Below are 25002 nucleotides of genomic sequence, written 5' to 3' on the forward strand. Positions count from 1 at the left end.
TTCGACTCGATTGGATGGCTGGAGGATAGCCATGAGAGTTCTGCTTGTCGAAGACGACCGCATGATCGGTGAATCGGTGCGCGACACGCTAAGAGAGCGCAGCTACGCGGTCGATTGGGTGTGCGAAGGCAAGCTCGCGCTTACGAGCATTGCCACCCATATCTACGACGCCATCCTGCTCGATCTCGGGTTGCCCGGTACGGACGGAATCGACGTCTTGCGCGCCATTCGACGCATCGAGAATCCGGTGCCGATCATCATCATCACCGCGCGCGATTCAATCGAGGATCGCATTCGAGGCCTCGACGAAGGCGCCGACGACTACCTCATCAAACCGTTCGATCTCGCGGAACTGCTTGCGCGCATGCGTGCGATCATGCGTCGCCGCGGAGGTCAGGCGGCACCGGTACTGACCAACGGAGTTCTCAGTCTCGATCCGGCGACCCGTGAAGCAAGCTCCGACGGTGCCGTCGTTCGACTTTCCAGCCGCGAATTCGCACTCATGCAAGCTTTGATGATACGGCCGGGCGCGATCCTCTCGCGCGCGGATCTCGAAGACCGCATTTACGGCTGGAACGAGGAAGTGGAAAGCAACGCCGTAGAGTTCATCATTCACTCGCTACGTAAAAAGCTGGGTGCCTCTGCGATTCGCAATGTGCGCGGCGTCGGCTGGATGGTGTCGAAAGCAACATGACGGGCTCGTTGCAATTTCGGCTCTCGGTATGTCTGTCAATCCTGGTAGTCGCGATAGCGACTGTCGGTGGCGTCATCGCTTTCAAGACTGCCTTCCATGAAGCGAACGAATTGCAGGACGGTCAGCTTCTACAAATCTCCGCTCTCGTGACGCCGCGCACCCTGGAAATCATGGAACGCGAGGCACTCGCGCACGTAGCCGGAGCGGATCACGATTCCAAGTTGATCATCCAGACGGTCGAGGAGACGACGCCACTGCTCATTCCGCCGTCGCTGCCCGACGGACTGCAAAGCGCAATGGTAGACGGCACGTCGTGGCGTTTTGCCATCAAGACGCTCGAGAACGGAAGCCGGGTCGTAGTCGGTCAGAAGACGGCGGGGCGCGACGAAATCGCACGGAACAGTGCTCTGAGCACGGTCATGCCGTTCGCAGCGCTCGCACTGATATTGGTGGGCGCGCTGCACCTTATCTTGCGCCACATGTTCAGACCGCTCTTGAAATTGGCCACCGATCTCGACAGGCGCGCTGAGCACGATCTCTCGCCGGTTTCGAGCACCGAGGTGCCGAATGAGATTGCGCCGTTCGTCACGGCAATCAACCGGCTTCTATCGCGGGTCGAAGCTTCGATCGCGGTGCAACGACGATTCGTCGCGGACGCCGCGCATGAGTTGCGCTCACCGTTGACCGCGCTGTCATTGCAGGTCGAACGGCTGAGCGATTGCGAGCTGTCCGACGCGGCGCGCGGACGTCTCGCTGCGGTGCGTAGCGGCCTGGCGCGCTCGCGGTCGTTGCTGACGCAACTGCTGACGCTCGCGCGCGCGCAGAACAACCGGGCGACGCAGAATACGAGCGTGCGCGTGCAGGAGATTTTCCGCAACGTACTCGAAGATCTGATGCCGCTCGCGGAAGCAAAGTGCCTCGACATCGGCGTGTCGAGCACCGACGAAGTCGACGTCGATGCACCTCAGTCGGACCTGAGCATCATGATCAAGAATTTGGTCGACAACGCCATCCGTTACGCGCCCAAAGGCGGGCGCGTCGATCTCTCCACAGGGCAAACGGAAGGAAAGCAATGGATCCGGATCGAGGACACGGGTCCCGGCATCGAGCCGGCTGAGCGTGCGCGGGTATTCGATCCGTTCTATCGCGTGCTCGGTACAGACGCGGACGGATCAGGACTCGGACTGTCGATTGTCGCGACCATCGCCCAGCGCATCGGGGCGCATGTGGAACTCGCGCAGGCCGCACCTCATGGGCTGGTGGTGACCGTTACGATGTCTCGCTGAACGTGCCCGGGCCGTTCCGCATTCCATGGGTCCGGGTCCGGGCAAGTCCTCGAGCCCTGCCTGTCAGAACTTATTTCGAGTCGAATCCAGGCAGCATTTGCGTGCCTTCGAGCCTGACCGAGTTCAGGTTTCGCGCGTCGACCCCGAGCAGCTTCAGAATGGTTGGTGCGACCTGCGTGGTGAGAACCCGGTCGCTCACCGTCTGACCACCGTTTTGTGCGCCAGGCACGTACATGACAAGGCCCAGATGATTATCGTCGGGCGCGTTTCCGCCGTGTTCTTCATCTTTCGCCGTGCTCGACGTATAGATCACGCCAGGATTGGGCTGCACGATGATATCCGGCGTGCGACCTTCGCGAGGATCTCCAAACGATGCCGCAAGCCGCGGCCCATAAAGCACGTAGGCTCGTGGACTGTCCGCGCAGATGCCGGGCGCATTGCAACTCAGATTATCCTTCAGCGTGGTGATGACCTGCGCAAGCTGACGTTGATCGCGCAGCCAGATAAGTCCGGTATCGTCGGTTTGAACGAATCCGGTGCCGGCTAGACCCGTGCCGTCGTTCAAATTGCCGCTCTTCGTCGCATTCTGGCCGTACTTGCCGTCCGGATCGAGGTACGAGTTTGCCTGCAAAAGTTTGCCGAGTGTATTGCCGTTCTTGACGAGCTTTGAATGATTGGCCGGCGACTGTCCATGCTTCGACGTCACGATGATCGCCGTCGAGCGGTAAAGATTCCGCTGCTTTAACTCGGCCACGATGCGCCCGAGCGAAGCGTCGATGTAGCCGATGGCATTGCTCACTTGCGGGCCGGGTGTGAAGCTTCCGTCGAGATAACCTCCGCCTGAACTGAAGACGGCCTTCTGAGCCACGCTCAGCGTCTGGAAGTTCGCCCCGAAAATCGTCGGCACGCCGGGCGAGGCATCGCCGCTCGAATTCTTGCCGTTGATCTGATTGATGAGCGCCTGCACGTGCAGATCATCGAACTTCTCGGTGTGCGTGTAGACGTCGGTGTAGTCGGTTTTCGGGCTCGAATTCGGATCGATCGAGTTGATCTCGGTGCGGGCGAGATCGTCCACGCCTGTGCCTGAAGGACCATTCAACCAGTCGTAGCCCCAGGCGTGCTTGTCCGACCATGCGGTGCGCGAATTCGGTATGCGCTGCTTGATGACCTCGAACACCGTATTCGTCTTCACGTAATTGTGCGGGTACACAGGTTTGCACACGCCGTCCACTTTCGCGTTCGGAATGGCCTGCGGATTGAACGCCCCGCCTCCGTCGAGATGGATAAGAGGACCACCGTTTTGCGCGTCAATGCCAGTGGTTTCGTCGAACACCACGTTCCATCCTTGCGTGCCGCTGCAGCCCGTGTCCGACGGCGCGTAAAGTGTGCGGTCATAAGACACGTCGTAGAACAAGCCTGTGGATTTCGGTGAGCCGCCGGTCACCAACGCGGCGAGACCGGGAAACGAGTCGGAAAGTCCCGGGGTATGCGCGTTCGAATAGGTGACGCCGGATTTAGCAAGTATCGCGAGGTTGGGGCACGAGTTGGATGCGATGCATCGCGCGACGTCCTGCTCGTGCAGGCCGTCGAAACTGATCAATAGAACGTGCTGAACTGCGGCGCGGTGCTCGCGATCGCGCGAGTCATGATCGTCTTCATTTCGCGCCGCGGCGCTCGAAGTGTGAAGAAGGGCAATCGTGATGGCAGCGGCGATGGCGCTGCGGCCAAGGAGCACTCGTTTGCTTGTTCTCTTCATTGTCTCACCCTGATCAGTTGATGGTTGAACGCTGCATGTGGCGTTCATCAATGTGCAATCGCAGTGAGGCGAATCCATGAACGAGGACTTTCGTTTGGCTGTCTTTTCGAAGATTTATTTGATGTGAAGAGGCTTATTGCTGAGCAGATCATAAGGCTTCCTTAAGCAATGTTGTGCTAGTTGACTATTCGTTGCGCGGAACGGCGCTGCTCAGTATTGGCTAAGTTTGCGTCCATACCGTTGGCGACGTGGAACCTTCGATTCCACGCGAAACCACGGAGAGAGCAATGAAACGTCTTCACTGGAAACTCGTATTGTCTGCGGCTCTGGTTGCTACGGGCGCAATCGCAATTTCGACTTATGCGGCCGCAACGAGTGAAAATGACGCGCTCGCGATTAGCGAAGCCAAGATCTCAATTTCACAGGCAATCGCGGCAGCAGAGCAGCACGTGCACGGAAAAGCAACCCGCGCGGAGTTCGAGCAGAAAAGGCAACACAATGCGTTCGAAGTCGAAGTCGTCAACGGTACAAAGGTCTTCGATGTCACGGTGGATGCAGATCAAGGCAATGTGGTTTCCGTTGCCGAAGACAAATACGAGCGGGATCGTCACGAACGCGAGGACGATTGACAGTGCGTTTATCTCGCTAAGTGCTTCTTAAGCAAATACTGTCATCCTGAACCTCTTCGCAGTCGCACCGGGAGCGGTCTTCCGGTGCGCATAATCGCGCGATGCGCCAGGGGTTAAGAATGATCGAGGTCTCGACGAGGAAACAGCACGCCAATGCGTTGAAGGTTCCGGCGGTCACGCTCGGGTTTTGGATTGTCAAGATTGCCGCAACCACCCTCGGGGAAACCGGAGGGGATTGGGTAACGATGTCCCTCAACCTGGGCTATCTGATAGGCACAGCAATCTTTGCATTGCTGTTCATCGGTTTCGTGACCGCGCAAATCAGGTTCGACCGTTTTCACCCGCTACTTTATTGGGCGACGATCATCGCGACCACCACGGTCGGCACCACGCTCGCCGATTTCGCGGATCGCTCGGTCGGACTGGGTTACGGTGGCGGCGTTGCGATCATCGTGTTGGGACTGATGCTCAGCCTGTTCGTCTGGTATCGCGTTGAAGGTACTGTTTCCGTGTTGACCGTCAGTACGCGGCGCGTCGAATGGTTCTACTGGATCACTATCCTGTTCTCGCAGACGCTCGGCACGGCACTCGGCGATTGGGTAGCCGATGCAGATCTCGGCGGACTGGGCTTCGGTTACGAAGGTGGCGCGTTGATCTTTGGCGGCATACTGGTCGTCGTCTGTGCGCTGTACTGGTGGACCAGCATCTCGCGCACGCTGCTGTTCTGGCTTGCATTCGTATTGACCCGACCGCTTGGCGCGACGCTCGGGGACCTCTTCGACAAGCCGATTGCCCAGGGTGGATTCGCGTTCAGTCGATTGAATGCGTCGTTGGTCCTGCTCGCATTCATGGTGGTAGCGGTGTGGTTCGTGTCCCGACTGGATCAGCGACCCGAGCCGACGACACATCCTTAGATGAGCCGCGCCGTGCCGTGCGCGGAGCTTAGGGTCGGCCTAATATTTCGACCATCCGAAAGCTCTGATCCTCCTGATCGGCTCTGCTGCAGCGAGGAGCGCGTAAATGTCGCCGGGCATGGGCAACTCGATGAAATAAACATAGGCTCCATCTTCTCGCTTGGCCACTGATAGAGCGCCACTCTGAAAGCAGATTTCAAGGGTATCGGCGCTCTCAGGGACCTTCATACTCGCAGCGCTGTCTCGAAATGCATGGTGGGGAACGGCAGACGGCGGCGGCGTCCCGACATCCAATTCCGCGCTGCGGGCGCCGTTCACGCTATCGCCAATCGGTAATCCAGCTGCAATCCCCAATTCAGAACGGCTGATTGCTATCACAATCCAAATCCCCGCAAAAGCAATGCGGATGCTCAGCATCTTGCCTGCGGCGGGGCTATTTAATTTCGGTTGATGCTCCGAGTCTTCCTGCAACATGAGTTGATCGGGCGAGCATTCGAGCATATTGGCGAGGATTTGGACCAGTGCCAAACGACTGGCGACATAGAGCTTGTTCTGTGCCGCGTTGGGGAAGCGTCTGCAACATGCATGATTCAAGGAATTCAGCGTCTCGCGTGTCTCGCGGCGTTTTCGTACGTGTGGATCGGCTCTGAAGCGCCAAAGAATGAGTTCCCCTTGATCAGGCGGTGTGAACGACGATGAAAGTAAGGTCGGAGGAGGCAGTGGGATGAATTCCAGTTGCGGTGTCCGATAGATTGAATGGTCGCGCGAGGAGTTCATCTTTCTCATAGATGGATTCTTCTTCATCTGTCAGCTCATCAGCGAACGTTCGTTGGAGGGCGCTTGGGAACGCGCGGCGTCCCGCCGGAGACGCCCGCTAACGCTCACATGTCAATCTGAGCGGAGACGAAGAATGTGCGCGGAATTCCTGGCCACACCGAGCTATAGTTTGCTGCGGCCCAATAGCGCTTGTCGGTAAGGTTCTGTACGCCGGCGCGAAGGACGGTTGCGAGACCGCCAATCTTCGTTAGATAGCGCGCACCGGCGTCGAAGCGCACGTAGCCAGGAAGTGACACGGTGTTTTGAGCATCGAGCGGGCGGCTCCCAACGTAGTACACGCCCGTGTCCACGCTCAGCCCGGCGACTGCAGGAATCCGGTAGTCGAGAAATGCATTCGCCTGGAAGCGGGGCACGTTGGCGGCCCGCTTGCCGTTGGTCTGGGGGTCGCCGGTATCGTTCTGCACGGTGTCGAGGTAGGCTGCGCCAGCCACGACGGAGAGATCGCGGGTGATGCGCCCGTTCGCCGTGAGCTCAACGCCCGTATGCCTTTGGGTGCCCCCTTGCACGTAGTAGTTCGCGCTGTTCACGTACTGAAGCGTCTTCTCGATTCGAAAGACCGCTGCGTTGATTGTAAGGCGGCCACCGATGTCACTCTTTGCGCCCACTTCGTACTGTTTGCTCTTGACTGGAGAGAGATATTGCCCGGCGTTCAAGGTGTTGTAGGGTGCGACGCCGCCTTGCTCGAAGCCCTCGGAATAGCTGACATACGTAGAAATATCCGGACGGGGTTTGAAGATCAATCCCGCTGACGGCACGTTCACGCTGGTTTCATAGTGCGACTCCGTGCCGGAGGCCGGATAAGAATCGTTGCGATATTTCACGTGACGCACGCCGAGCATCACACTCCATTGCGAACCGATATCGATCAGGTCGCTGATGAAGACGCTTGGCTGAAAGTTCTTCGTTGCGTTCTTCTGCGGGAAAACCGTAGCCGGTTCGGGCGAGTAGACAGGATTGAAGATGTTCCCGACCGTCAGAGGGATCGCCGCGAAGCCGCCTTCGTGCGAGTCGTAGTTGCGCGTGGATATACCCGTGACCAACTGATGCGCAAGTGGACCTGTATTGAACCTCCCGGAGACGAACGTGTTCGTCGATAGCACACGGAAGCTCTGATCCGGGGAGAGGTAAATGTCTCCGCTCAGGATATCTCCGTTGGCGGCCACCGAATAGATATCCGGAAACGCGGCGTCCCGATTGTTATACGACTGCGCGATCTGCGTGGTGAAATTCCAATTGTCCGTCAGTTTGAAGTCGAAGCGCCCGCCGACGTTGAAGGTGCTCGTCCGGTATTGGAGCCATGGCTGACCCAGTAGCGTGCGTGGATCGAACTGCGGAGGTAGCGAACCGTCCGGCTGCAATCCGATCACGGGCTGAGCCGCGAGCTTCTTGTCCTGATAATCGAAATCGAATCGAAGCAGCGCGCGTGGTGTGATCTCCCAATCGAGCGCGCCGCTGACGAACGTGCGCGTACGGTCGCCTGCGTGATTGAAGTTACCAACCCTCTCGCCCGCGACATTGAAGCGGTAGCCCAAGCGGCCGTCGGCGATCGGGCCGCCTGTGTCGATCGCGCCGTAGTATCCGTCGTAGCTGCGCAATTCGGCGGTCGCGCTCGTGAAGCGATCCTGCGTCGGTCGCTTCATCACGTAGTTGACGGTGCCGCCTGGCGAATTCACTCCGTAGAGAAAGCCGGACGGCCCCTTCAGCACATCAATGCGCTCGGTGTTCTCGAGGGGGATGTCGTAATAGGGGGCTACCGGCATGCCGTCGCGGCGCATCGTGTTGGTCCAGTCGATCGGAAAGCCGCGAATGCTGATGTTGTCCATCGCTCCGCCTACCGCTGTGTTCTGAACCGACGGATCGTTCTTCAGCACGTCCATGAGCGTGCGCGAGGCCTGCGCCGTGATCAATTCGCTCGTGTACGAGGAGATCGACATCGGAAGATCCATGGGATCTTTGGAGCCGAGCGCACCGACGTTGACATCCGGTACTGAATAGAGCGACGGGCGAATGCCCTGAACGACGACCGTGTTGAGCGTGCCACCCGCGGGAGCGGCGGAGGTGACAATGGCGCTGCCTCCCTCGACGGTGACCGCGTTCTCGCCCGTTTTTCGTACCGTCAGTCCGGAGCCCGCGAGGAGTGCATGCACCGCGTCCTGTGGCGTCATGGTGCCTTTCAGCTCTGGTGCGATCTTGCCTGCGACTGTTTCCGGAGCGAACGAGATCTGCATGCTTGTCTGCCGGCCAAGCGCGATGAGTGCCTTGTCCAGCGACTGTGCCGGCAAATCAATGGGAACGGCAACTGGGCCGCCGGTTTGTGCTATCGACGAGAGCGGCGCACACGACAGTGCGCACGCGAGGACGATCGCGGCTGAGCTGCGGGGACGATGCTTGAAGCGGGGGGCGCTGAAGAACTGCATTGGGAAATCCTGTTCATTGGTCTCTCCCGTAAGACGTTCCTCGAAGCCGGTCCCCCTACCTCCCGTCGAAAATATTCTTTGGCGAACCAACGAAAAGAGCGCCAGCGACCGAGCTGACCTGCAGGCCGGCTGCGGCCGCGACGGTTCGCGCAGCCGCGTCCGGTTGCCGTGGATCGATGACGGCAGAAATTCGGCGCTTTGCGCTCGCGTTGTCGAGCAGCCAGATCGGTCGACGGGTATAGCCCTGGAGGCGGGCTAGGGCGTCGGACAGCGGCATCGCCTCCAGGATCAGCATGCCTTCATTGCGAACGGCAGCCTCGGAAATATCCACATCGTCGATTGCGACCTCGGTTGCAGACACATCCGCCTCGTTTCGCGGCTTCAGCACGCGGTCCGGCACGGCGCCAGAACAAGTCGTGCAGCGCAGCGCGACCCGACTCTGGAGTACGGTGACGGTCGAATGGTCCGAGTAGGTGGCGACCACGAAGCGTGTACCGAGGGCCGTAGCCTGAACGTTGTTCGTTGCAACAACGAACGGACGCGTCGCATCATGCGCGACATCGAACATCGCGCGCCCCCGCAACAGTCGGATCTGCCTCTGATTCGATGACATCTCGACAGCAATCGCCGAGTCGGCGTCGAGCGTCACTTCCGATCCGTCGACGAGACGTACGGCGCGGACTTCGCCGACGGCCGTGGACTCATCCGCGAGCGTGCGGACGCGGATCTCGTCGTGTTGAAAGAGCGCTGCCCCGATCACGAGAATCCCGACGGCTAGCATCATCCTCTTGCGTGTCGTACGCCGATGTTGAGCCGTGCGAATGACCGTGGAGTCGATCGCGGACAGCTTGTGCCAGACCTGCATGAGTTCTTCGTAGACGAGGGCGTGGCGCGGGTCGGCGGCGTACCATGCGGCGAATGCGCGTCGCTCGCCGGCATCCGGCTCGCGACCGGTATTGATGACGACCCAGCGCGAGGCGGCTTCGTCGATAGCCTCGGCCGTCTCGTCGCCATCCATAGACGCAGAGGCGCGTTCGCGGATACTCAAGGTCTCAGGCCTTCAGCGCGGCGCGACAGGCGAGCAGCACTCGCGCCATATGCTTCTCGACGGCCTTCACCGAGATCGACAGCAATTTTGCGGTCTCGACGTGAGTATGGCCTTCGAGCTTGTGAAGCAGAAATATCTGCTGCGCACGCAGAGGCAGCGCCAGAATCGCCTCCTCGAGCCGCTTGATGGTCTGACTGGCACTCACCGTGTCACAGGCATCCGGGTGAGCATCGCCGTTCGCCAGGACGGCATATTCGCTCTCCATCGCGGTTTCTCGCGAAGCGCGCCGATGCCAGTCCATCGCCACATTCGAGGCCACCTTGAAAACGTAAGCTTTGATGCAGCTAAAAGCGGCAGGCATCTGCGCGCTCGCAAGCTTCAGATACGTCTCTTGGGCGCAATCCTGGGCGGTGTCCCTCGATCCGGTACGTCTCGACAGGAAATCGACAATTTCTGTGTAGTTGGCGATCAGGGTTTGCGTCGACGATTGCACGGTGGTCGGGATCGGGATCTTGGGAACGCGGCGCGATCTACTGATCGTACCAGGAAATGATAATTATTCGCATTTGTAATGTGATGTCAAGCGTGCCAAACCCTTATGGCATTGGCTTGCGGTTGCGAGCGAATGGTTTCCAGCGCACAACTGCATGGGCACATAGGCTCGAATAGCTCTTGAAAATGAGAATGTGTCGTATTAGTGTTTACGCACTCGCTGAAGCCGGGACTTTCCTCGCGGGTTCAGCCTCGCGGAGCTCGATCCGCTTTCAGAGCGCAAATTCACTACAGTGGACAACCGTATGAAATCAGTGATGCTACGAAGCGTCGTCGCTGCCAGTGGCCTGGCAGTAGTGATGGCAGCCTCTGCTGCGGAGTATCCGATCGGCAAGCAGCATATCGAGGGCGGCATGGAAACCGGCGCCGTGTACCTCCAGCCGATCACGATGGCGCCGGAAGGCATGATGCGCAAGGCGTCGGATTCCGACATTCACCTGGAAGCGGACATCCACGCGGTCAAGAACAACCCGACCGGTTTCGCGGAAGGCGACTGGATGCCGTATCTGAACGTGACGTATGAACTCACGAAGGTCGGCACGACGCAGACGGTTAAGGGCGACCTGATGGCGATGGTCGCGAGCGACGGCCCGCACTACGGCGACAACGTGAAGCTGTTCGGCCCGGGCAAGTATCACCTGAAGCTGCATATCTCGCCGCCGACGCAGGAAGGCCATATGGCGTTCGGCCGTCACGTCGACAAGGAAACCGGCGTCGGCCCGTGGTTCAAGCCGTTCACGATCGAATACGACTTCCCGTTCGCGGGCATCGGCAAGAAGGGCGGCTACTGAACGTCGCGATCCTGCCGAAGGCGTTCAACTCGCCCAGTGAGCAACGCCCAAGCAAGGACATGAAGGAGCGGGTGGATCGCATTCACGTTCGCCTATACGCGGCGCGATGTCCGGAAAGCTATTGCCGCACATCGCGTCCATCGAACGGGATGTGTCGTGGCTCGAAAGGCCGAGCAGGGCACATCAGAAACGATGTCGGATTCCCGCGGCGACCATCAACTGATTGCGGCCGCTTGCTGGATCATTGGCGTTGATCACGGCCGGCGCATTCGACGAGGCACGCTGGTAGATGGATTCGATGTAGACATCGGTACGCTTCGAGAGCAGATAGTCAGCCTGCAACGCACCCTGGTGCCAATGCGCGCCGCCGCCGTTCGTATAGACATACATGCCAGCCAGCGCAAATGCTGGCGTCAGTTGATAGACGCCATTGATCTCGTAGTTGTTGAGCGCAAGGGACGCGGCCGGCTCACCCGTTTCCGCATTGGCCACCCCCGAGTTGATCGAGCGGGAGAATGCGGCAGCTAGCGTGAAATCGCCGAATGCATAGCTGGCGCCGACGCCAAACGTGTTTTGACGAGCGACGATGGCGTCGAACACCGTGCCGTCAGACCCGGGCAGCGCGAGCGGCTCGTAGGCGCCGTTGTCCGTATTTCCCCGGCCGTTGTTGTGCAACCATGCGGCGCCCACGTTGAATGGGCCCATCGAGTAATTCGCCCCTACGCTGTACGCCCGATTGTTCGCAAACTGCCCAGCGAGGTTGGAAAACGCGTACATGCCTCCGAAGGAGAACCCCCCATAGTTGGCGCTTGTGTACTTGACCGAGTTCGCAGCGAGGAAGGAGTTGTTCGCATTGTCGTTGTCGAGTACATGTGCGAAGGCGGTTCCGCCCGTGCCGCCCGTCAGAGTGAAGGGCGCGAAATAATCGTGGATCGAGTCGTATTGGTGACCGAATGTGACCGTCCCGAGCATCTCGGTACCGAGACCCACGTAGAACGGGTGATCATTGAATCCTTCTCCTGTCGCGACCGAGAAGCCGCGTTCCAGCCTGAAGATTGCCTTTGCACCGCCACCAAGGTCCTCGACTCCTTGGAGGCCCCAATAGCTTCCGTCGATGACACCAGACGTCACTTTGTACTGAGAATGATCACCGACATTGTTGACGTACGCTACGCCGCCGTCGATCTCGCCGTATAGGGTGACCGAACTCTGTGCGCGGGACTGACAAGTCACGAATGCAAGTGACATAGCGCATGTGACTCGGATTGCGACATCGCGGCGCTGGTAGGGCATGTTGTTCTCCCGGTTGTCCAAGAAGCAGACCTGCATGAACATAAGCATGACTAAGCATAGTAATGATTTTTATTTGTTTTTCAAAAATTTTTGAAAGCAATTTTTAAGTCTGATGTTTCAGCGCACTGCCTGCTAGAGGCTGCATGTTGCTGAGCGTTGGACAGACGGAGGCACGCTCGAGCTTCGGCGGGGGATTACCCCCGCCAACTCCCATGGTCTACTTGGCCAATGAATCAAGTCCGGGATTTCGTGTCGAGGGAGATCTTGGTCGAACTACTTGATCCCGAGCGCTTCGAGACTGCCTTGAACCGTGTCGACGAAAAAGCGGCGAGCGGATGCATCGGCGTGTCCGGTCGTCACCATGATCTCGCCCCGTACGAGGCGTAAGCGTCGTTCGGTGCCGGTATAGGCGATGTCAACGGCGCTGTCCGTGTTGAGCGTGATGACCGTGGCATCAGCGAGCGTCACCGTGCGGCACTCGCCGACGGCAGTGCGAAGATCGGCGTTCCACGCTCGCCACGGGACGCGTTTCTCGACGACGAGCGCACCTGTGCCGGCGAACAGCATCAGCACGAGTGTCTGAATGACGCGACGCCGTTGGCGCTTCGGCCCTTGAGCGAGTGCGGCGCGCGCGGCGTTCGCGTGTCCCGCGAGGCCGTTGATGCGTCCGCTCACGGACTCAATATGCCGCCACGCGCGTCCGTGATCCGGATGTGCCGCGAGCCAGCATTCGAACGCGCGCCGGTCGGACTCTTCTGCATCGCCAGCACTCAGTTCGACCCACCAACGCACGGCACGCCGTGCGATCTCCGGCGTAACGTTCGGGCAGGAGGGCGTGTTCATGCGAGTCCGTTACCCGATATGGCGAAAAAACATTGCTCACCCGCGCGCACGAGGTAGCGCTTCACGGTCGCCAACGAGATGCGCAGTTCGTGGGCGATTTGCGCATGACTTGCGCCGTCGAGCTGCGCGAGGAGAAACGCGCGCTTCACGGGCGCGGGCAAGCCATCGAGCCGCGCGTCGATTTCGTACAGCGTCTCGAGAATCAGCGCGCGTTCTTCGGGTGAGGGAACGAACGCCTCCGGCAGGTGCGCTGTCGCTTCGATCCACGCGGATTCAATCTGCTCACGCCGCCAATGGTTGTAGAGCACGCGCTGCGCGACGGTCGTGAGGAATGCGCGCGGTTCTCGTGCATCGATTGGCTCGTCGCGTGCGAGCAGGCGCAAAAACGTGTCATGCGCGAGATCCGCGGCTCGATGCGCACAGCCTAGCTTGCGTTTGAGCCATGTTCGCAGCCAGGTGTGGTGGGCAGAGTAGAGCGTTTCGACTTCGCGAGGCAGAGCGGTGTCCTCGGACAACATGGCGGCGCTCCAGTACGTCCAATCAATAATAAGAATCATTCCTATTATTGCATATTTATTCTTCGGCGCGCTGGATGAAAGCTTCCGCCGTTGGCTTGAGCCCACTGAGACGCCAGGACGACGAATTCGCGGCCAAAACGTTTACATATTTGTAAATAACTATTACACTTCGCCTCGATCGCTAATGAGCATGATTCTCATTAGCGTTATCTTATGCGGCGAATGCCGCGTTCTTGTGCTCCATGCAACGTGGGGCGTCATTCATCTCCAACACTTTCACCATGCCCGCTCTGTTGAAGACGCGGACGCGTTTGCTCGCGTCCGTCGGTGCCCTTTATTGCGCAAGTTTCCTTGCTCCGTCTCAGGTCGTTGCCCAGACGGCGCCCGCCCAGAACTCCGCCGACACGTCCGCTCAGTCCCTTCCTGCAGTTCAAGTGAATGCGACCGGCGTTCAATCGGATCTGCAGACAAAGGCGTTGCCGTCGTACAAATTCACCGCGCCGCTGCTGGACACGCCGCGTTCGATCACCGTCATCCCCGAAGAACTGATCAAGGAAATCAACGCGACGACCTTCGCCGAAGCGCTGAAAACCGTGCCGGGTATCACATTCCTCGGTGGCGACGCGGCGGCGAATCCGTCAGCGGACCGTCCGGTCATTCGCGGATTCGAGTCGCGCAATTCAATTTTCGTCGACGGCATCCGTGACTCGGGCGTGCAGAACCGCGAGACGTTTGACATTGAGAGCATCACCGTGATCAAGGGTCCGGACTCTGTCTATGCGGGGCGGGGCGCGGTGGGCGGCAGCATCGACATTGAGACGAAGATGCCGAAGTACGAGGACTTCATCAATGGCAGCGTGGGCATCGGCACCGATGCGTACAAGCGTCTCACCATCGATGCGAACCAGAAGTTCGGCGACGGCAACGCGTGGCGCTTCAACGCGATGGGTTTCGACGCGAACCAGCCCGGACGCAACAACGTCTACAGCAAGCGCTGGGGCGTGGCGCCTTCGGTGGCTTTCGGCCTGAACAGCCCGACGACGGTCACGCTCAGCTACTACCATCTGAACTCGTATGACATGCCCGACTTCAGCGTGCCGTTCCGCTCGACGGGCGGCACCCCGATCGCGAGCGATCGCGGCCAGTTCTACGGCTTCAACAATCGCGACTATCGCTACGGTCAGACAGACACGGGCGAAGTGCGCGTGGAGCATCGCTTCAACGACAACCTGAAGCTGAAGAACACGACGATGTTTGGTCGTTCGACCCTGGACTACATCGCGACGAACCCGCAGTTGACGAGCGCGACGTCGAACATCCTCAGCCTTCAGGCGAAGAGCGGCAAGTACGCGACCAACAGCATCACCAACCAGACCGAACTGACGGGCAAAGCGACGCTGCTAGGCATGCAGCACACGATGACGGGCGGCATCGAGTTCAGTCACGAACACAGCCTGTACGAAGGCTATCTCGTCTCCGACAGCGCGGGTAACAATATCCGAACCGGGGGGCCTTGCTCGGTGGCGTACAACTGCACGCCGATCAACGCGTGGAACTATGACAATCCGTGGCTCGGCAGTGTCCTGCTCAACGGTGACAAAGGCTTTCCCGGAGCGGCGACGCATACTCAGACGAATGTCGCCTCCGCGTATCTGTTCGACAGCGTGAAGATCACCGATCAGTGGCTCTTCAACGCGGGCGTGCGCTTCGACCGCTTCGACGTTACGGCGACCCAGCAAGGCGCAAACGATCTGACGAACAACGCGAACCTCTTCAGCTATCAGCTCGGTCTCGTGTACAAGCCTCTGCCTTCAGTGAGCCTGTACGCGTCGTATGGCACCTCTGCGAATCCGCCGGGCGCGAACTCGGGCCTCGGCGGCGGCACGGACCAGATCACCGCGACGAATCAGGACTTGTCGCCGGAACGAAGCCGCAATATCGAAGTGGGCGCGAAGTGGGATGTGCTCGATCGACTCTCGTTGAACCTGGCGCTGTTTCAGACCGACAAGACCAACGCACGCGTGAGCGATGGCCTCGGCGGCACAATCAACGCGGGACATCAACGCGTGCGCGGAGTCGAAGTGGGCACGGCGGGAAACATCACCGGCAAGTGGAGCATCTTCGGCGGCTATTCGTATCTGGATGCGATCACCGTCGATGCGGGTTCGGCTAACGCTGCATCGTCAGGCCTGCCGATGGTCATGGTGCCCAAGCACAATGTTGCGCTCTGGTCGTTCTATGACGTCATGCCGAAGCTGAAGGTGGGCGCAGGCGCGACGATCGCGAGCAAGACGTACGCGTCCGTGTCGCCGACGGTGCGCAAGTGGACCCCGGGCTATGCGCGCATCGATGCAGTGGCGACGTATCACGTGGCGAAGAAAGTGGACTTGCAGTTGAACGTGAATAACATCTTCGACCGAGAGTACTATTCACAAGCCTATCCGATCTATGCCACATGGGCACCAGGCCGGTCGGCGATGCTGACGCTCAACTTCTATCAGTAAGGCCTCAGGGCGTCCACACTGTATCGTTCCGAGTCGACATCGAGATTTTGCGATGTCGCTCGGACGTTCGTTCGTGACGGATGAAAGGTATCAACGAGCCGCGTCGGCGGATGCGAGTCGATTTCCGGACCTCGCGCCTAGCCAGTGCGAGAGCCGGTTGAACCACAGGTGGACGACTGGAGTCGTGAACAGTGTCAGCATCTGCGAGACGATCAGCCCGCCGACGATCGCAATGCCGAGCGGGACGCGCAACTCCGCGCCCGCACCGTGGCCGAGCGCAAGCGGCAAGGCGCCGAACAACGCGGCGAGCGTGGTCATCATGATCGGCCTGAAACGCAACACGCACGCCTGACGGATGGCTTCAACCGTCGAAAGGCCGTGTTCACGTTCCGCGACCAGCGCGAAATCGATCATCATGATCGCGTTTTTCTTCACGATGCCGATCAGCAGAATCACGCCGATCATCCCCATGATCGACAGGTCTTGCCCGCAGAGCATCAGCGCGAGCAGCGCGCCGACGCCCGCGGACGGCAGCGTCGAGATGATGGTGAGCGGGTGAATCGCGCTTTCGTAAAGAATGCCAAGCACGAGATAGACAGCAATGAGCGCGGCGCCGATCAGGAACGGCTCCGTCTTGAGCGAGGCCTGAAACGCCTGTGCCGTGCCCTGAAAGCTGGTCGAGATCGCATCCGGCTTGCCCGCCGCGGCTTCGGCGCGATGAATCGCCGTCACCGCATTGCCGAGCGATTGGCCAGCGGCGAGGTTGAAGGAGATCGTCACCGAAGGGAAGAGCCCTTGATGGTTGATGGAAATCGGCGATACCGCATTGTCCACTCTGGCGAGCGTGCTGAGCGGCACCAGTTGATTCGTGAGCGGCGAACGCACATAGAGGTGCGTGAGCGCGTCGGTGGTCAGCTGATAGCGCGGATCGACTTCCTCGATCACGTGATACTGGTTCAGTTGCGTGAACATCGTCGCGACCTGGCGCTGACCGAAGGCGTCGTAAAGCGTGTCGTCGATGGCCTGAGCCGTAATGCCGAACCGCGATGCGGTGCTTCGATCGATCACGAGTGTCGCGCTGGTCGCCGAAGCCTGCTGGTCGGAGGTCACGTCGGCCAGTTCGGGCAGCGTGCCAAGCTGCTTCGTCAGCACCTGCGCCCAGTGATTCAACTGCGCGATGTCGGGGCTTTGCAGCGTGTACTGATACTGCGCCGCGCTGACCCGGCCGCCGACCTGAATGTCCTGGCGAACCTGCATCGACAATGAGATGCCCATCACTTTCGCGAGTTGCGGCTTCAGGCGCGCGAGCACTTGTTCCGCGCTCGCGATGCGCGCGCCGAATGGCTTGAGGTTGATCATCACGCGACCCTGGCTTACGGTCGGATTCGGGCCGATCCAGTAATAGACGTTGTCGACGGCGGGATCCGCCTCGATGATGTGGCCGAGTTGCTGCATTTTCGCGGCCATCGAAAGCGGTGAGATATCGGGCGCGGCCTGCGCGATGCCCATGATGAGCCCCGAATCCTCTTGCGGAAAGAACCCCTTGGGAATGGCGACGAACAGCGCGCCTGTGGCGACGATCGTCGCGACCGTCACGCCGAGCATCACCTTCTGATGCCGCAACACGCGGTCGAGGCCGCGTTCGTAGGCGCGCTCCATCGCGACGAAACCGCGCTCCAGCCAGCGTTCGAACACCGCGAGACGTCCGCGGTCGCTGCCGGGCGCTTTGATGAGCCAGCCGCACAGCATCGGCGTGACAGTCAGAGAAACGAGCGCGGACATCACGATGGCCGCGCTCACGGTCACCGCGAACTCGCGGAACAGCCGCCCGACGATGCCGCCCATCAGCAGAATGGGAATAAACACGGCGATCAGCGAGATCGTCATCGAGATGATGGTGAAGCGCACCTCACGCGCGCCGAGCAGCGCGGCGCGCATCTTCGGCACGCCTTCCTCGATGTGGCGCATGACGTTCTCGATCACCACGATAGCATCGTCCACCACGAAGCCGACCGCGATGGTCAAGCCCATCAGCGACAGGTTGTCCAGGCTGTAGCCGAGCACGTACATCACGCCGAACGTCGCGACGAGCGACAGCGGAATGGTGAGGCTCGGGATCACCGTCGCCCACACGTTGCGCAGGAACGAGAAGATCACCATCACCACGAGCGCGATGGTCAGCATCAACGTGAACTGGACGTCGCGCACGGAGGCGTCGATGGTCTGCGTGCGGTCGCCGACCACATGCAGCACCGCGGCAGCGGGCAACGACGCCTGCAGCGAAGGCAGCTTCGCCTTGATGCTGGCGATGGTCTGCACGACGTTGTAACCGGGCTGCTTGTGGATATCGAGAATGATCGCGCGATCGTGCTGCAACCATGCGGCCTGCTGGGTGTCTTCCGGCGCATCGACGACGGCGCCGAGATCCTGCACGCGCACCGGCGCGCCGTTCTTGTAGGCGACGACGAGATTGCGGTAATCGTCCGCGTTCGTGATTTGATCGGTCGCATTGAAAACGACCGAGCGATCCGGTCCGTTCAGGCTGCCTTTGGGCGCGTTGACCGTCTGCACGCCGACGATCGAGCGCACGTCTTCCAGCGTGAGACCGCGTGCCGTGAGCTTGTCCGGATCGAGACGAATGCGCACGGCGGGCCGTTGCTGCCCGTGGAAATCGACGAGGCCGACGCCCGGCATCTGCGAGATCTGCTGCGCGATGTAGTTCTCGGCGTAGTCGTCGAGTTGCGTCAGCGTAAGTGAAGAAGAGGTGAGTGCCAGCGACAGAACCGTGAAGTCGGCGGGATTCACCTTCTGGTAGGTCGGCGGGTTCGGCAGATTCTTCGGCAACTGGCCGCCTGCCGCGTTGATGGCCGTCTGAACATCCTGTGCCGCGCCGTTGATGTCGCGCGACAGGTCGAACTGCACCGCGATGTTCGTCGTCCCCAGTGAGCTCGACGAGGTCATCTGCGTGATGCCCGCGATGTTCGTCAGCTGGCGTTCCAATGGCGTCGCGACAGAAGTCGCCATCGTTTCCGCACTCGCGCCGGGCAGCTTGGCGACGATCTGGATGGTCGGAAAATCCACCTGCGGCAGCGGCGCGACGGGCAACAGAAAGTACGCGACCGCGCCCGCGAGCAGCACGGCGATGGCTAGAAAGGTCGTCGCGATGCGCCTTTCGATGAAACGTTCAATGAGGCTCATGACGCGCTTCCCGGTGCCTTCGACGTGGGCGGCACGATGTTCGCCGCGACATGCGCGCCTGGATTGAGGCGGCTTTGTCCGTCGAACACGACGAGGTCTTCCGGCCGGATGCCGTTCGTCACTTCGGTCATGCCGTCGACGCTGGCGGTGGTTTCGACCGGGCGCAGTTGCACGCGCCCGTCGGCGGACACCACGAAAACCTGCGGGCCGTTCTGCGTGTTCACGATCGCCCGGCTCGGCACCGCGATGCGGCCGCTGTCGGTGCGCAGCAGGAGGCGCGCATTGACGAGCTCGCCCGGCCACAAGCTGCGGTCCTTGTTCGCGAACGATGCTTTGAGCCTGATTTGTCCCGTAGCCGGATCAACGGTGCTGTCGATGAATTCGAGCTTTCCGTCGGCGAGCGCCGCGCTGCCTGCGCGGGTGGTGACGTGTACCGGCAGCGGCGCTTTTGCCTGATTCGCGAGCAATTCGGATAGCACGTCCTGCGGCACGGAAAAGACCACGGTAATCGGCTCCATTTGCGTGACGGTGACGATGCCCGTCGCATCCGACGGATGGACGATCGCGCCGGTATCCGCCTCGCGCATGCCGACGCGGCCGGCGAAGGGCGCATAGAGCGTCGTGAAGCCGAGCTGCAGCCTATCGTTCTGAACCGATGCGGCGTCCGCGGCGACCATCGCCGAATAGGAGGCGACCTGCGCTTTCGCGGTATCGACGCTCTGTGACGTCGCCGCGCCGATCCCGACGAGCTTCGAATAGCGCTCGAGATCGAGACGCGCATTGTCGAGACTCGCCTGGTCCTTGCGTTGCGCGGCTTCGGCTTGCTGCAATTGCGCCTTCAGCGGACCCTGATCGAGTTGCGCGAGCACCTGTCCGGCCTTGACTTCCTGTCCTTCGGTGAAGGCGACGCGCTGTAGTTGCCCGTCGACGCGCACCTTCACGTCGACCGCGTTCAGCGCTTGAACCGAGCCCGTCGCGGTCACCGAGATGGGGAAGTCCTGGCGCAAGGGATGCCCCGCGTTCACGGGCACGGGCGCGGCGGCGGGCTGGGTCGTATGTTTCGGCCACAGCCACCAGGCTGCGAGCGCGGCTACGGCGGTCACCGAGGCGATTGCGGCAATCATCGCGAAGCGGGAGCGCTTCGGACGCGGCGCGTACTCGCGCGGGATGTCGTCGATTTTCATGGGCGAGTCGTTCAGCTTGATGAGTTGGGCGAGGCAGTGAGTTCGATTCCACCGCCGAATGCGCGAAAGAGGCTCACGGACGCCTGCAGCCGCGCGAGGCGAGCCTGAATCAGCGTGTCCTCCGCCTGGGAGCGCGTGCGCTGCGCATCCAGCACCGTGAGGAAGTCGACCGTGCCCGAGCGGTATTGCGCCTCGGCGAGCATGGCGGCTTTCGCGGCGGCATCGGCGGCGGCGCGGTCGGCTGCTTCCGCCAGCGCTTGCTGCCGGGCGACGGTCAGCGAGTCCTCGACGTCTTGCAGCGCGCTGATCACCGTCTGCCGATAGTCCGCCACGCTCTTGGCCGCCGCGCCCTGGGCCGCGTGAAGCTGACCGCGCAATGCGCCGCCATCGAAGACCGGTGCCGCGAGCGACGCGGCAAGACTCGCGAACGGGCTTGCGAGGAAATTCGACAGCGACTTGCTTTTCCAGCCGCCGTCCGCAGTGAGGACGATGTTCGGCATGAACGCCGCGTGCGCCGCGCCGACATCGAAGTTGGCGGATTGCATTTGCGCTTCCTTCGCGCGGATGTCGGGCCGTGCGTCGAGCAGGCTGGAAGGCAGATCGGCGCGTGCTTGAGGAATCGGGATGCCGTTCAGGTCGACTTCCTGCACGGCGAATTGCTCGGGTGCGCTTCCGGCGAGCACGGCCAGCGCATGTTGCGCGATTTCGAGCTGCTGCTGGAGCGAAGGCACGGCCGCCTGGAATGTCGCCAGTGCATTGCGCTGCTGTTGCACCTGAAGTTCCGTCGCAACGCCTGCGCTCTGCTGCGCGAGCAGAAGCTCAAGAACGCGTTCGGCGTCATGCGCGATGCTGCGCGCGATCGCGAGTCGTCGCTGCAGGCTTTGCACCTCGAAGTACGTATCGACGACAGATGCCGTCAGCGTGAGCGCGACCGTATCGCGATCGAACGCCGATGCGCGCGCGAGCATCGTCGAAGAATTCGCGGTCGCGGCATTGAGGCCCCAGAAGTCAATTTCGTAGCTCGCTTCCGCAAACAGGCTCTGGCTCCGCGTGTTCGAACCGCCGTGACCGCCCTGATGAGCACGATCGAACGTCGCCCCGACACCGAGCGACGGATACTGCGCCGCGCCTGCTTTCTCGGCCGTTCCGCGCGCCTGTTCGACCGCTGCGATGGCCGAGGCCAGCGAATAGTTATGCGCGAGACTCGCGTCGATGAGTGCATCGAGCGCGGGATCGTGATACGCGCGCCACCAGCCGCTTCGCACCGGAACGGTGGTGCCGAGCGAGGCCGTATCGATCGCGCCGTCGAAGGCGTTCGGCATGGGTAACGATGGGCGATGATAAGCCGGCGTCATCGAGCAGCCGGCCAGCAAGGCAGCTACGACGCAGACGGCAATCCGACGAACCATGACACGCTCTCTCGCAACAGGAATGCTGCACAGCGTATCGAACGGCCCCTGTCGGCGCCTTCGCGCGAAGATGAAATTTCTTTAATGCAATAGCGTATAACCCTGTACGCGCTCAAGGCGCCCGGGCGCTCAGCATGTATCCCGCGCCGACGACGGTGTGAATCAGCGGCTCGTCGAAGTCGCGATCCACTTTGCTGCGCAATCGATGCATGTGCATATCGACGATATTGCCGCGCGGCTCGAAATCGTAGTTCCACGCGGCTTCCAGCAACATGGCGCGCGTGACGACCTGGCCTTCGTGACGCATCAGGCATTCGAGCAGGAGGAATTCGCGATGCTGCAAATGCAACGCGCGTCCTGTGCGCGTCGCGCTGCGCGATGGCGTGTCGAGCACGAGATCGGCGCATGCCAGCGCACCGCTCATGCGCGCGCGATTCGCGCGGCGTGCGAGGCCTTCGACACGGGCAAGCAGTTCCGCGAAAGCGTAGGGTTTCGCCAGATAGTCGTCGCAACCGGCGCGAATGCCTTCCACGCGTTCATGCAACCCGCCCGCCGCGGATATCATGAGCAAGGGCGTGTCGATGCCTTCCGTACGCAGTTGGCGCACCAGTGCCATGCCGTCGAGGGAAGGCAATGTCCGGTCGCTCACGATCACGTCGTAGATCGGCTCGCGGGCATAGGCGAGCCCAGTTGCGCCGTTTTCGAGCGCATCGACGATATGCCCGCTTTCGGTCAGGCCGCGCAGCAAAAACTGGCGCGTGCGCGCGTCGTCTTCGATAAGCAGAATGCGCATGCGGAAGATTAAATTTTTTTCATGTTGGGGCGAAATGCGTGAATGGTGCGCGATGGCATACTGCATTCAACGCAGGCTCAGAGTAGCGCAAAGCGCGTGACGCGTTCATAGCACGGACAAAATGGCAAAAGTACTGGTCGTCGAAGACGACGCGCAAACACTCGATGAGATCGTGGAGGCGCTCACCGATCACGGCTGCGCGGTCGAGACCGCGCAGACGGGACGCGACGGCCTCGTACTGGCCATTGCGAACGAGTACGACGCGATCGTACTCGACCGTATGCTGCCGGGCGGTCTCGAAGGCCTCGGCATGTTGGCCGCATTGCGCCAGGCGGGCGTGCAGACGCCGGTGCTGATCCTGAGCGCGCTGTCCGCGGTGGATGAACGGGTGCGCGGCCTGCGCGCAGGCGGCGACGATTATCTGACCAAGCCGTTCGACTTCATCGAACTGACGGCGCGGCTCGATGCCATCATGCGTCGCCGCGACAGCACGCCGAATGCGCAGGCCTATCAGATCGGACCGCTGCGACTCGATCTGCTCACGCGCGAGGTGACGTGCGCGGGTCGGCCGGTCGCCTTGCTGCCGCGCGAGTATCGCCTGCTCGAATATCTGATGCGACACGAAGGGCAAGTCGTCAGCCGCACCATGCTCTTCGAAGCCGTGTGGGACTATCGGCTCGAAGAGCGCACCAACGTGATCGATGTGCATATCAGCCGCCTGCGCAAGAAGCTCGATGAAACCGGTCATGCGCCGATGATCGAGACGGTGCGCGGATCAGGATACCTGTTGCGTGCGCCTGACTGAACTCCATCGCACATCGAGCTTCCGGCTCGCGACTTCGTTCCTCGCGCTGTTCGGCGTGGCGACGCTCGTTCTCTTCACGTATCTCTATGTGGAGATCACGGGTTTCGAGAATGAACGCGTCGACGACTGGCTCGTGCGCGAGCACGCCGAACTTCGGCGCGAACAGACCGCTGATCTCGCGGCACGCTTCGAACAGCAGAACCTCTACGACACCCGTCATCAACGTCCGTTCGGGTTATTCGACGCTCAGGGGCGGCATATCGCGGGTGGCTATCCAGGCGATCGCCCGGAGATTCCGGCGTTCGATACGCCGTTCGCGCTGCGCCTGACCGGACTCGAGCATCATCCGCCCGCGCGATGCATCGCCATGCGACTGCCGGACGCGCGCGTGGCATTGCAATGCCAGAACATCCGCGACCTCGATCACTTCGACGAAGAGTTGTTGCGCGCGTTGCTGACGGCTGGCGTGCTCACCTTGTCAGTGGCGCTGATCGGCGCGGTGCTCGTCGGCGTGAGTTCGATGCGCCGGCTCGATGCGGTCACGGCGTCGATCGAGGAAATCGTCGCGGGAAATCTGAGCCGTCGATTGCCCTTGCATGCGAAAGAGGACGATCTGGATCGCCTCGTGCGAGTGGTGAACGACATGCTCGACGAAATCGAACGCCTGATGCACGAAGTGAAGGGCGTGTGCGACAACATCGCTCACGACTTGCGTACACCGCTTACTCGCCTTATCGCGAGCCTCGAACGGGCGCAGCGCCGCGCAATGAACGAGGCGAGCTATCACGCCACACTCGATGAGGTTATCGAGGAAGCAGTCGGCATTTTGCGCACGTTCAATGCTTTGTTGCGTATCTCGGAGATCGAGAGCGGCGCGCGCCGTGAGCATTTCTCGCAGGTCGATCTTGGCGCCGTCGCTGCCGATGTCTTCGAATTATACGAACCCGCCGCCGAAGACCGCGCGATTACGCTCGCGCTGCATCGGGACGACACTGCGCCTTACGGCATGCTCGGCGATTCGAGCTTATTGTTCGAGGCGATCGCCAATCTCGCGGAGAACGCAATCAAGTTTGCGCCGCCAGGCGGTCATGTGTGCATCGAGTTGTTCAGAAACCAGGAGGCGATAAGCATCAGGGTGCGCGATGACGGCCCTGGCATTCCGGCCGACGAACGCGATGCGGTGTTCACGCGCTTCTATCGCGGTGAGTCCAGCCGACATACGCCGGGGAGTGGGCTGGGGCTGAGCCTCGTTCTGGCGGTCGCGCGCATGCACGGCATGACGGTCAGCTTAGAGGACATCGAACAGGGCTGTTCGATCGTGCTGACGACAGCACCCTGATGTGGAGTTATCCACATTTTCTGTTGAGAACGCTGTGGACAATCGAGTGGATACGCGAGGCCGAAAGGCAGCGCCGAGCACGCTAGAACTACCAGCCAAGACAAAGTGCGAGTGTGATGACTTTGAAACCGTCTATTGGCCGCTCGCTCCGCTAGCACCACCCCGAGCCACCCCGCGCGCCACCTGTTGCAT

General features: G+C 60.8%; 21 protein-coding genes. 9 read left to right on the forward strand and 12 right to left on the reverse strand.

Going from position 1 to position 25002, the window contains the following annotated elements:
- Positions 1 to 31: 31 nt before the first annotated feature.
- Positions 32 to 694 carry a response regulator transcription factor gene (locus LY284_RS21120; protein ID WP_233387868.1) on the forward strand — a complete coding sequence of 221 codons (663 nt, stop codon included), beginning with the start codon at positions 32 to 34 and terminating at the stop codon, positions 692 to 694.
- A gap of 170 nt (positions 695 to 864) precedes the next feature.
- Complete coding sequence (locus tag LY284_RS21125; protein ID WP_233387869.1) at positions 865 to 1980, forward strand: ATP-binding protein; 1116 nt, start codon at positions 865 to 867, stop codon at positions 1978 to 1980.
- A 70-nt stretch (positions 1981 to 2050) separates the two neighbouring features.
- On the opposite strand, the gene LY284_RS21130 is transcribed toward LY284_RS21125, so the two are convergent.
- Positions 2051 to 3580, reverse strand: coding sequence for an alkaline phosphatase family protein (locus tag LY284_RS21130; protein ID WP_233387870.1), 1530 nt, complete (start codon positions 3578 to 3580; stop codon positions 2051 to 2053).
- 6 nt (positions 3581 to 3586) lie between these two features.
- Between LY284_RS21130 and LY284_RS21135 the strand changes: the two genes are divergently transcribed.
- The 3 genes from LY284_RS21135 to LY284_RS21145 all read left to right on the forward strand — a co-directional run bounded on the left by LY284_RS21135 (position 3587) and on the right by LY284_RS21145 (position 5279).
- Positions 3587 to 3757, forward strand: a complete 171-nt coding sequence (locus tag LY284_RS21135; protein ID WP_233387871.1) for a hypothetical protein — start codon at positions 3587 to 3589, stop codon at positions 3755 to 3757.
- Between the two features lie 266 nt (positions 3758 to 4023).
- Positions 4024 to 4365: a PepSY domain-containing protein gene (locus tag LY284_RS21140; RefSeq protein WP_233387872.1), complete on the forward strand. Its 342-nt coding sequence runs from the start codon at positions 4024 to 4026 to the stop codon at positions 4363 to 4365.
- A 119-nt stretch (positions 4366 to 4484) separates the two neighbouring features.
- Entirely contained in the window at positions 4485 to 5279 is a 795-nt protein-coding gene (locus LY284_RS21145) for a hypothetical protein (RefSeq protein WP_233387873.1), read from the forward strand.
- Positions 5280 to 5318: 39 nt separating this feature from the next.
- Here LY284_RS21145 and LY284_RS21150 read toward each other — a convergent pair whose 3' ends face one another.
- The 4 genes from LY284_RS21150 to LY284_RS21165 form a co-directional block, all read right to left on the reverse strand.
- Positions 5319 to 6083 carry a hypothetical protein gene (locus LY284_RS21150; protein WP_233387874.1) on the reverse strand — a complete coding sequence of 255 codons (765 nt, stop codon included), beginning with the start codon at positions 6081 to 6083 and terminating at the stop codon, positions 5319 to 5321.
- Positions 6084 to 6160: 77 nt separating this feature from the next.
- The gene (locus LY284_RS21155; RefSeq protein ID WP_233387875.1) at positions 6161 to 8533 is read right to left on the reverse strand and encodes a TonB-dependent receptor; all 2373 of its coding nucleotides are present in this window, start codon (positions 8531 to 8533) and stop codon (positions 6161 to 6163) included.
- Positions 8534 to 8588: 55 nt separating this feature from the next.
- Entirely contained in the window at positions 8589 to 9551 is a 963-nt protein-coding gene (locus LY284_RS21160; RefSeq protein ID WP_233387876.1) for a FecR domain-containing protein, read from the reverse strand.
- Between the two features lie 34 nt (positions 9552 to 9585).
- Positions 9586 to 10074 carry an RNA polymerase sigma factor gene (locus tag LY284_RS21165; RefSeq protein ID WP_233387877.1) on the reverse strand — a complete coding sequence of 163 codons (489 nt, stop codon included), beginning with the start codon at positions 10072 to 10074 and terminating at the stop codon, positions 9586 to 9588.
- A 304-nt stretch (positions 10075 to 10378) separates the two neighbouring features.
- Between LY284_RS21165 and LY284_RS21170 the strand changes: the two genes are divergently transcribed.
- Positions 10379 to 10924, forward strand: a complete 546-nt coding sequence (locus LY284_RS21170) for an iron transporter (RefSeq protein ID WP_233387878.1) — start codon at positions 10379 to 10381, stop codon at positions 10922 to 10924.
- Positions 10925 to 11107: 183 nt separating this feature from the next.
- Here the strand turns inward: LY284_RS21170 and LY284_RS21175 are convergent, their stop codons facing one another.
- The 3 genes from LY284_RS21175 to LY284_RS21185 form a co-directional block, all read right to left on the reverse strand.
- Positions 11108 to 12172, reverse strand: coding sequence for a porin (locus tag LY284_RS21175; RefSeq protein ID WP_233388410.1), 1065 nt, complete (start codon positions 12170 to 12172; stop codon positions 11108 to 11110).
- Between the two features lie 318 nt (positions 12173 to 12490).
- The gene (locus LY284_RS21180) at positions 12491 to 13060 is read right to left on the reverse strand and encodes a DUF4880 domain-containing protein (RefSeq protein ID WP_233387879.1); all 570 of its coding nucleotides are present in this window, start codon (positions 13058 to 13060) and stop codon (positions 12491 to 12493) included.
- Positions 13057 to 13578 (reverse strand): sigma-70 family RNA polymerase sigma factor, encoded by a 522-nt coding sequence (locus LY284_RS21185; RefSeq protein WP_233387880.1) that lies wholly within the window; start codon positions 13576 to 13578, stop codon positions 13057 to 13059. Before LY284_RS21185 ends, LY284_RS21180 begins: the two co-directional genes overlap by 4 nt.
- A gap of 281 nt (positions 13579 to 13859) precedes the next feature.
- Between LY284_RS21185 and LY284_RS21190 the strand changes: the two genes are divergently transcribed.
- The gene (locus LY284_RS21190; protein WP_233387881.1) at positions 13860 to 16082 is read left to right on the forward strand and encodes a TonB-dependent siderophore receptor; all 2223 of its coding nucleotides are present in this window, start codon (positions 13860 to 13862) and stop codon (positions 16080 to 16082) included.
- 90 nt (positions 16083 to 16172) lie between these two features.
- On the opposite strand, the gene LY284_RS21195 is transcribed toward LY284_RS21190, so the two are convergent.
- From LY284_RS21195 to LY284_RS21210, 4 genes are all read right to left on the reverse strand, one after another.
- The gene (locus LY284_RS21195) at positions 16173 to 19280 is read right to left on the reverse strand and encodes an efflux RND transporter permease subunit (protein ID WP_233387882.1); all 3108 of its coding nucleotides are present in this window, start codon (positions 19278 to 19280) and stop codon (positions 16173 to 16175) included.
- A complete protein-coding gene (locus LY284_RS21200) occupies positions 19277 to 20464 on the reverse strand; it encodes an efflux RND transporter periplasmic adaptor subunit (RefSeq protein WP_233387883.1) in 1188 nt (395 codons plus the stop codon). The genes LY284_RS21195 and LY284_RS21200 overlap by 4 nt, the downstream gene beginning before the upstream one ends.
- A gap of 11 nt (positions 20465 to 20475) precedes the next feature.
- Complete coding sequence (locus LY284_RS21205; RefSeq protein ID WP_233387884.1) at positions 20476 to 21873, reverse strand: efflux transporter outer membrane subunit; 1398 nt, start codon at positions 21871 to 21873, stop codon at positions 20476 to 20478.
- 112 nt (positions 21874 to 21985) lie between these two features.
- Complete coding sequence (locus LY284_RS21210; RefSeq protein WP_233387885.1) at positions 21986 to 22666, reverse strand: response regulator transcription factor; 681 nt, start codon at positions 22664 to 22666, stop codon at positions 21986 to 21988.
- A gap of 121 nt (positions 22667 to 22787) precedes the next feature.
- On the opposite strand from LY284_RS21210, the gene LY284_RS21215 reads away from it, so the two are divergent.
- Together LY284_RS21215 and LY284_RS21220 are read left to right on the forward strand one after the other, a co-directional pair.
- A complete protein-coding gene (locus LY284_RS21215; protein ID WP_233387886.1) occupies positions 22788 to 23471 on the forward strand; it encodes a response regulator transcription factor in 684 nt (227 codons plus the stop codon).
- Positions 23458 to 24810: a HAMP domain-containing sensor histidine kinase gene (locus LY284_RS21220; protein WP_233387887.1), complete on the forward strand. Its 1353-nt coding sequence runs from the start codon at positions 23458 to 23460 to the stop codon at positions 24808 to 24810. The genes LY284_RS21215 and LY284_RS21220 overlap by 14 nt, the downstream gene beginning before the upstream one ends.
- Positions 24811 to 25002 lie beyond the last annotated feature (192 nt).

This window comes from Caballeronia sp. PC1 (genome assembly GCF_021353155.1).
GTDB lineage: Bacteria > Pseudomonadota > Gammaproteobacteria > Burkholderiales > Burkholderiaceae > Caballeronia > Caballeronia cordobensis.

Bases quoted from the DNA above. Each gene is read 5' to 3' on its own strand.
- LY284_RS21120 (WP_233387868.1), top strand. From the start codon at position 32: ATGAGAGTTCTGCTTGTCGAAGACGACCGCATGATCGGTGAATCGGTG.
- LY284_RS21125 (WP_233387869.1), top strand. From the start codon at position 865: ATGGAACGCGAGGCACTCGCGCACGTAGCCGGAGCGGATCACGATTCC.
- LY284_RS21140 (WP_233387872.1), top strand. From the start codon at position 4,024: ATGAAACGTCTTCACTGGAAACTCGTATTGTCTGCGGCTCTGGTTGCT.
- LY284_RS21145 (WP_233387873.1), top strand. From the start codon at position 4,485: ATGATCGAGGTCTCGACGAGGAAACAGCACGCCAATGCGTTGAAGGTT.
- LY284_RS21150 (WP_233387874.1), bottom strand. From the start codon at position 6,083: ATGAAGAAGAATCCATCTATGAGAAAGATGAACTCCTCGCGCGACCAT.
- LY284_RS21155 (WP_233387875.1), bottom strand. From the start codon at position 8,533: ATGCAGTTCTTCAGCGCCCCCCGCTTCAAGCATCGTCCCCGCAGCTCA.
- LY284_RS21160 (WP_233387876.1), bottom strand. From the start codon at position 9,551: ATGGATGGCGACGAGACGGCCGAGGCTATCGACGAAGCCGCCTCGCGC.
- LY284_RS21170 (WP_233387878.1), top strand. From the start codon at position 10,379: ATGAAATCAGTGATGCTACGAAGCGTCGTCGCTGCCAGTGGCCTGGCA.
- LY284_RS21175 (WP_233388410.1), bottom strand. From the start codon at position 12,172: ATGTCACTTGCATTCGTGACTTGTCAGTCCCGCGCACAGAGTTCGGTC.
- LY284_RS21180 (WP_233387879.1), bottom strand. From the start codon at position 13,060: ATGAACACGCCCTCCTGCCCGAACGTTACGCCGGAGATCGCACGGCGT.
- LY284_RS21185 (WP_233387880.1), bottom strand. From the start codon at position 13,578: ATGTTGTCCGAGGACACCGCTCTGCCTCGCGAAGTCGAAACGCTCTAC.
- LY284_RS21190 (WP_233387881.1), top strand. From the start codon at position 13,860: ATGCCCGCTCTGTTGAAGACGCGGACGCGTTTGCTCGCGTCCGTCGGT.
- LY284_RS21195 (WP_233387882.1), bottom strand. From the start codon at position 19,280: ATGAGCCTCATTGAACGTTTCATCGAAAGGCGCATCGCGACGACCTTT.
- LY284_RS21200 (WP_233387883.1), bottom strand. From the start codon at position 20,464: ATGAAAATCGACGACATCCCGCGCGAGTACGCGCCGCGTCCGAAGCGC.
- LY284_RS21205 (WP_233387884.1), bottom strand. From the start codon at position 21,873: ATGGTTCGTCGGATTGCCGTCTGCGTCGTAGCTGCCTTGCTGGCCGGC.
- LY284_RS21210 (WP_233387885.1), bottom strand. From the start codon at position 22,666: ATGCGCATTCTGCTTATCGAAGACGACGCGCGCACGCGCCAGTTTTTG.
- LY284_RS21215 (WP_233387886.1), top strand. From the start codon at position 22,788: ATGGCAAAAGTACTGGTCGTCGAAGACGACGCGCAAACACTCGATGAG.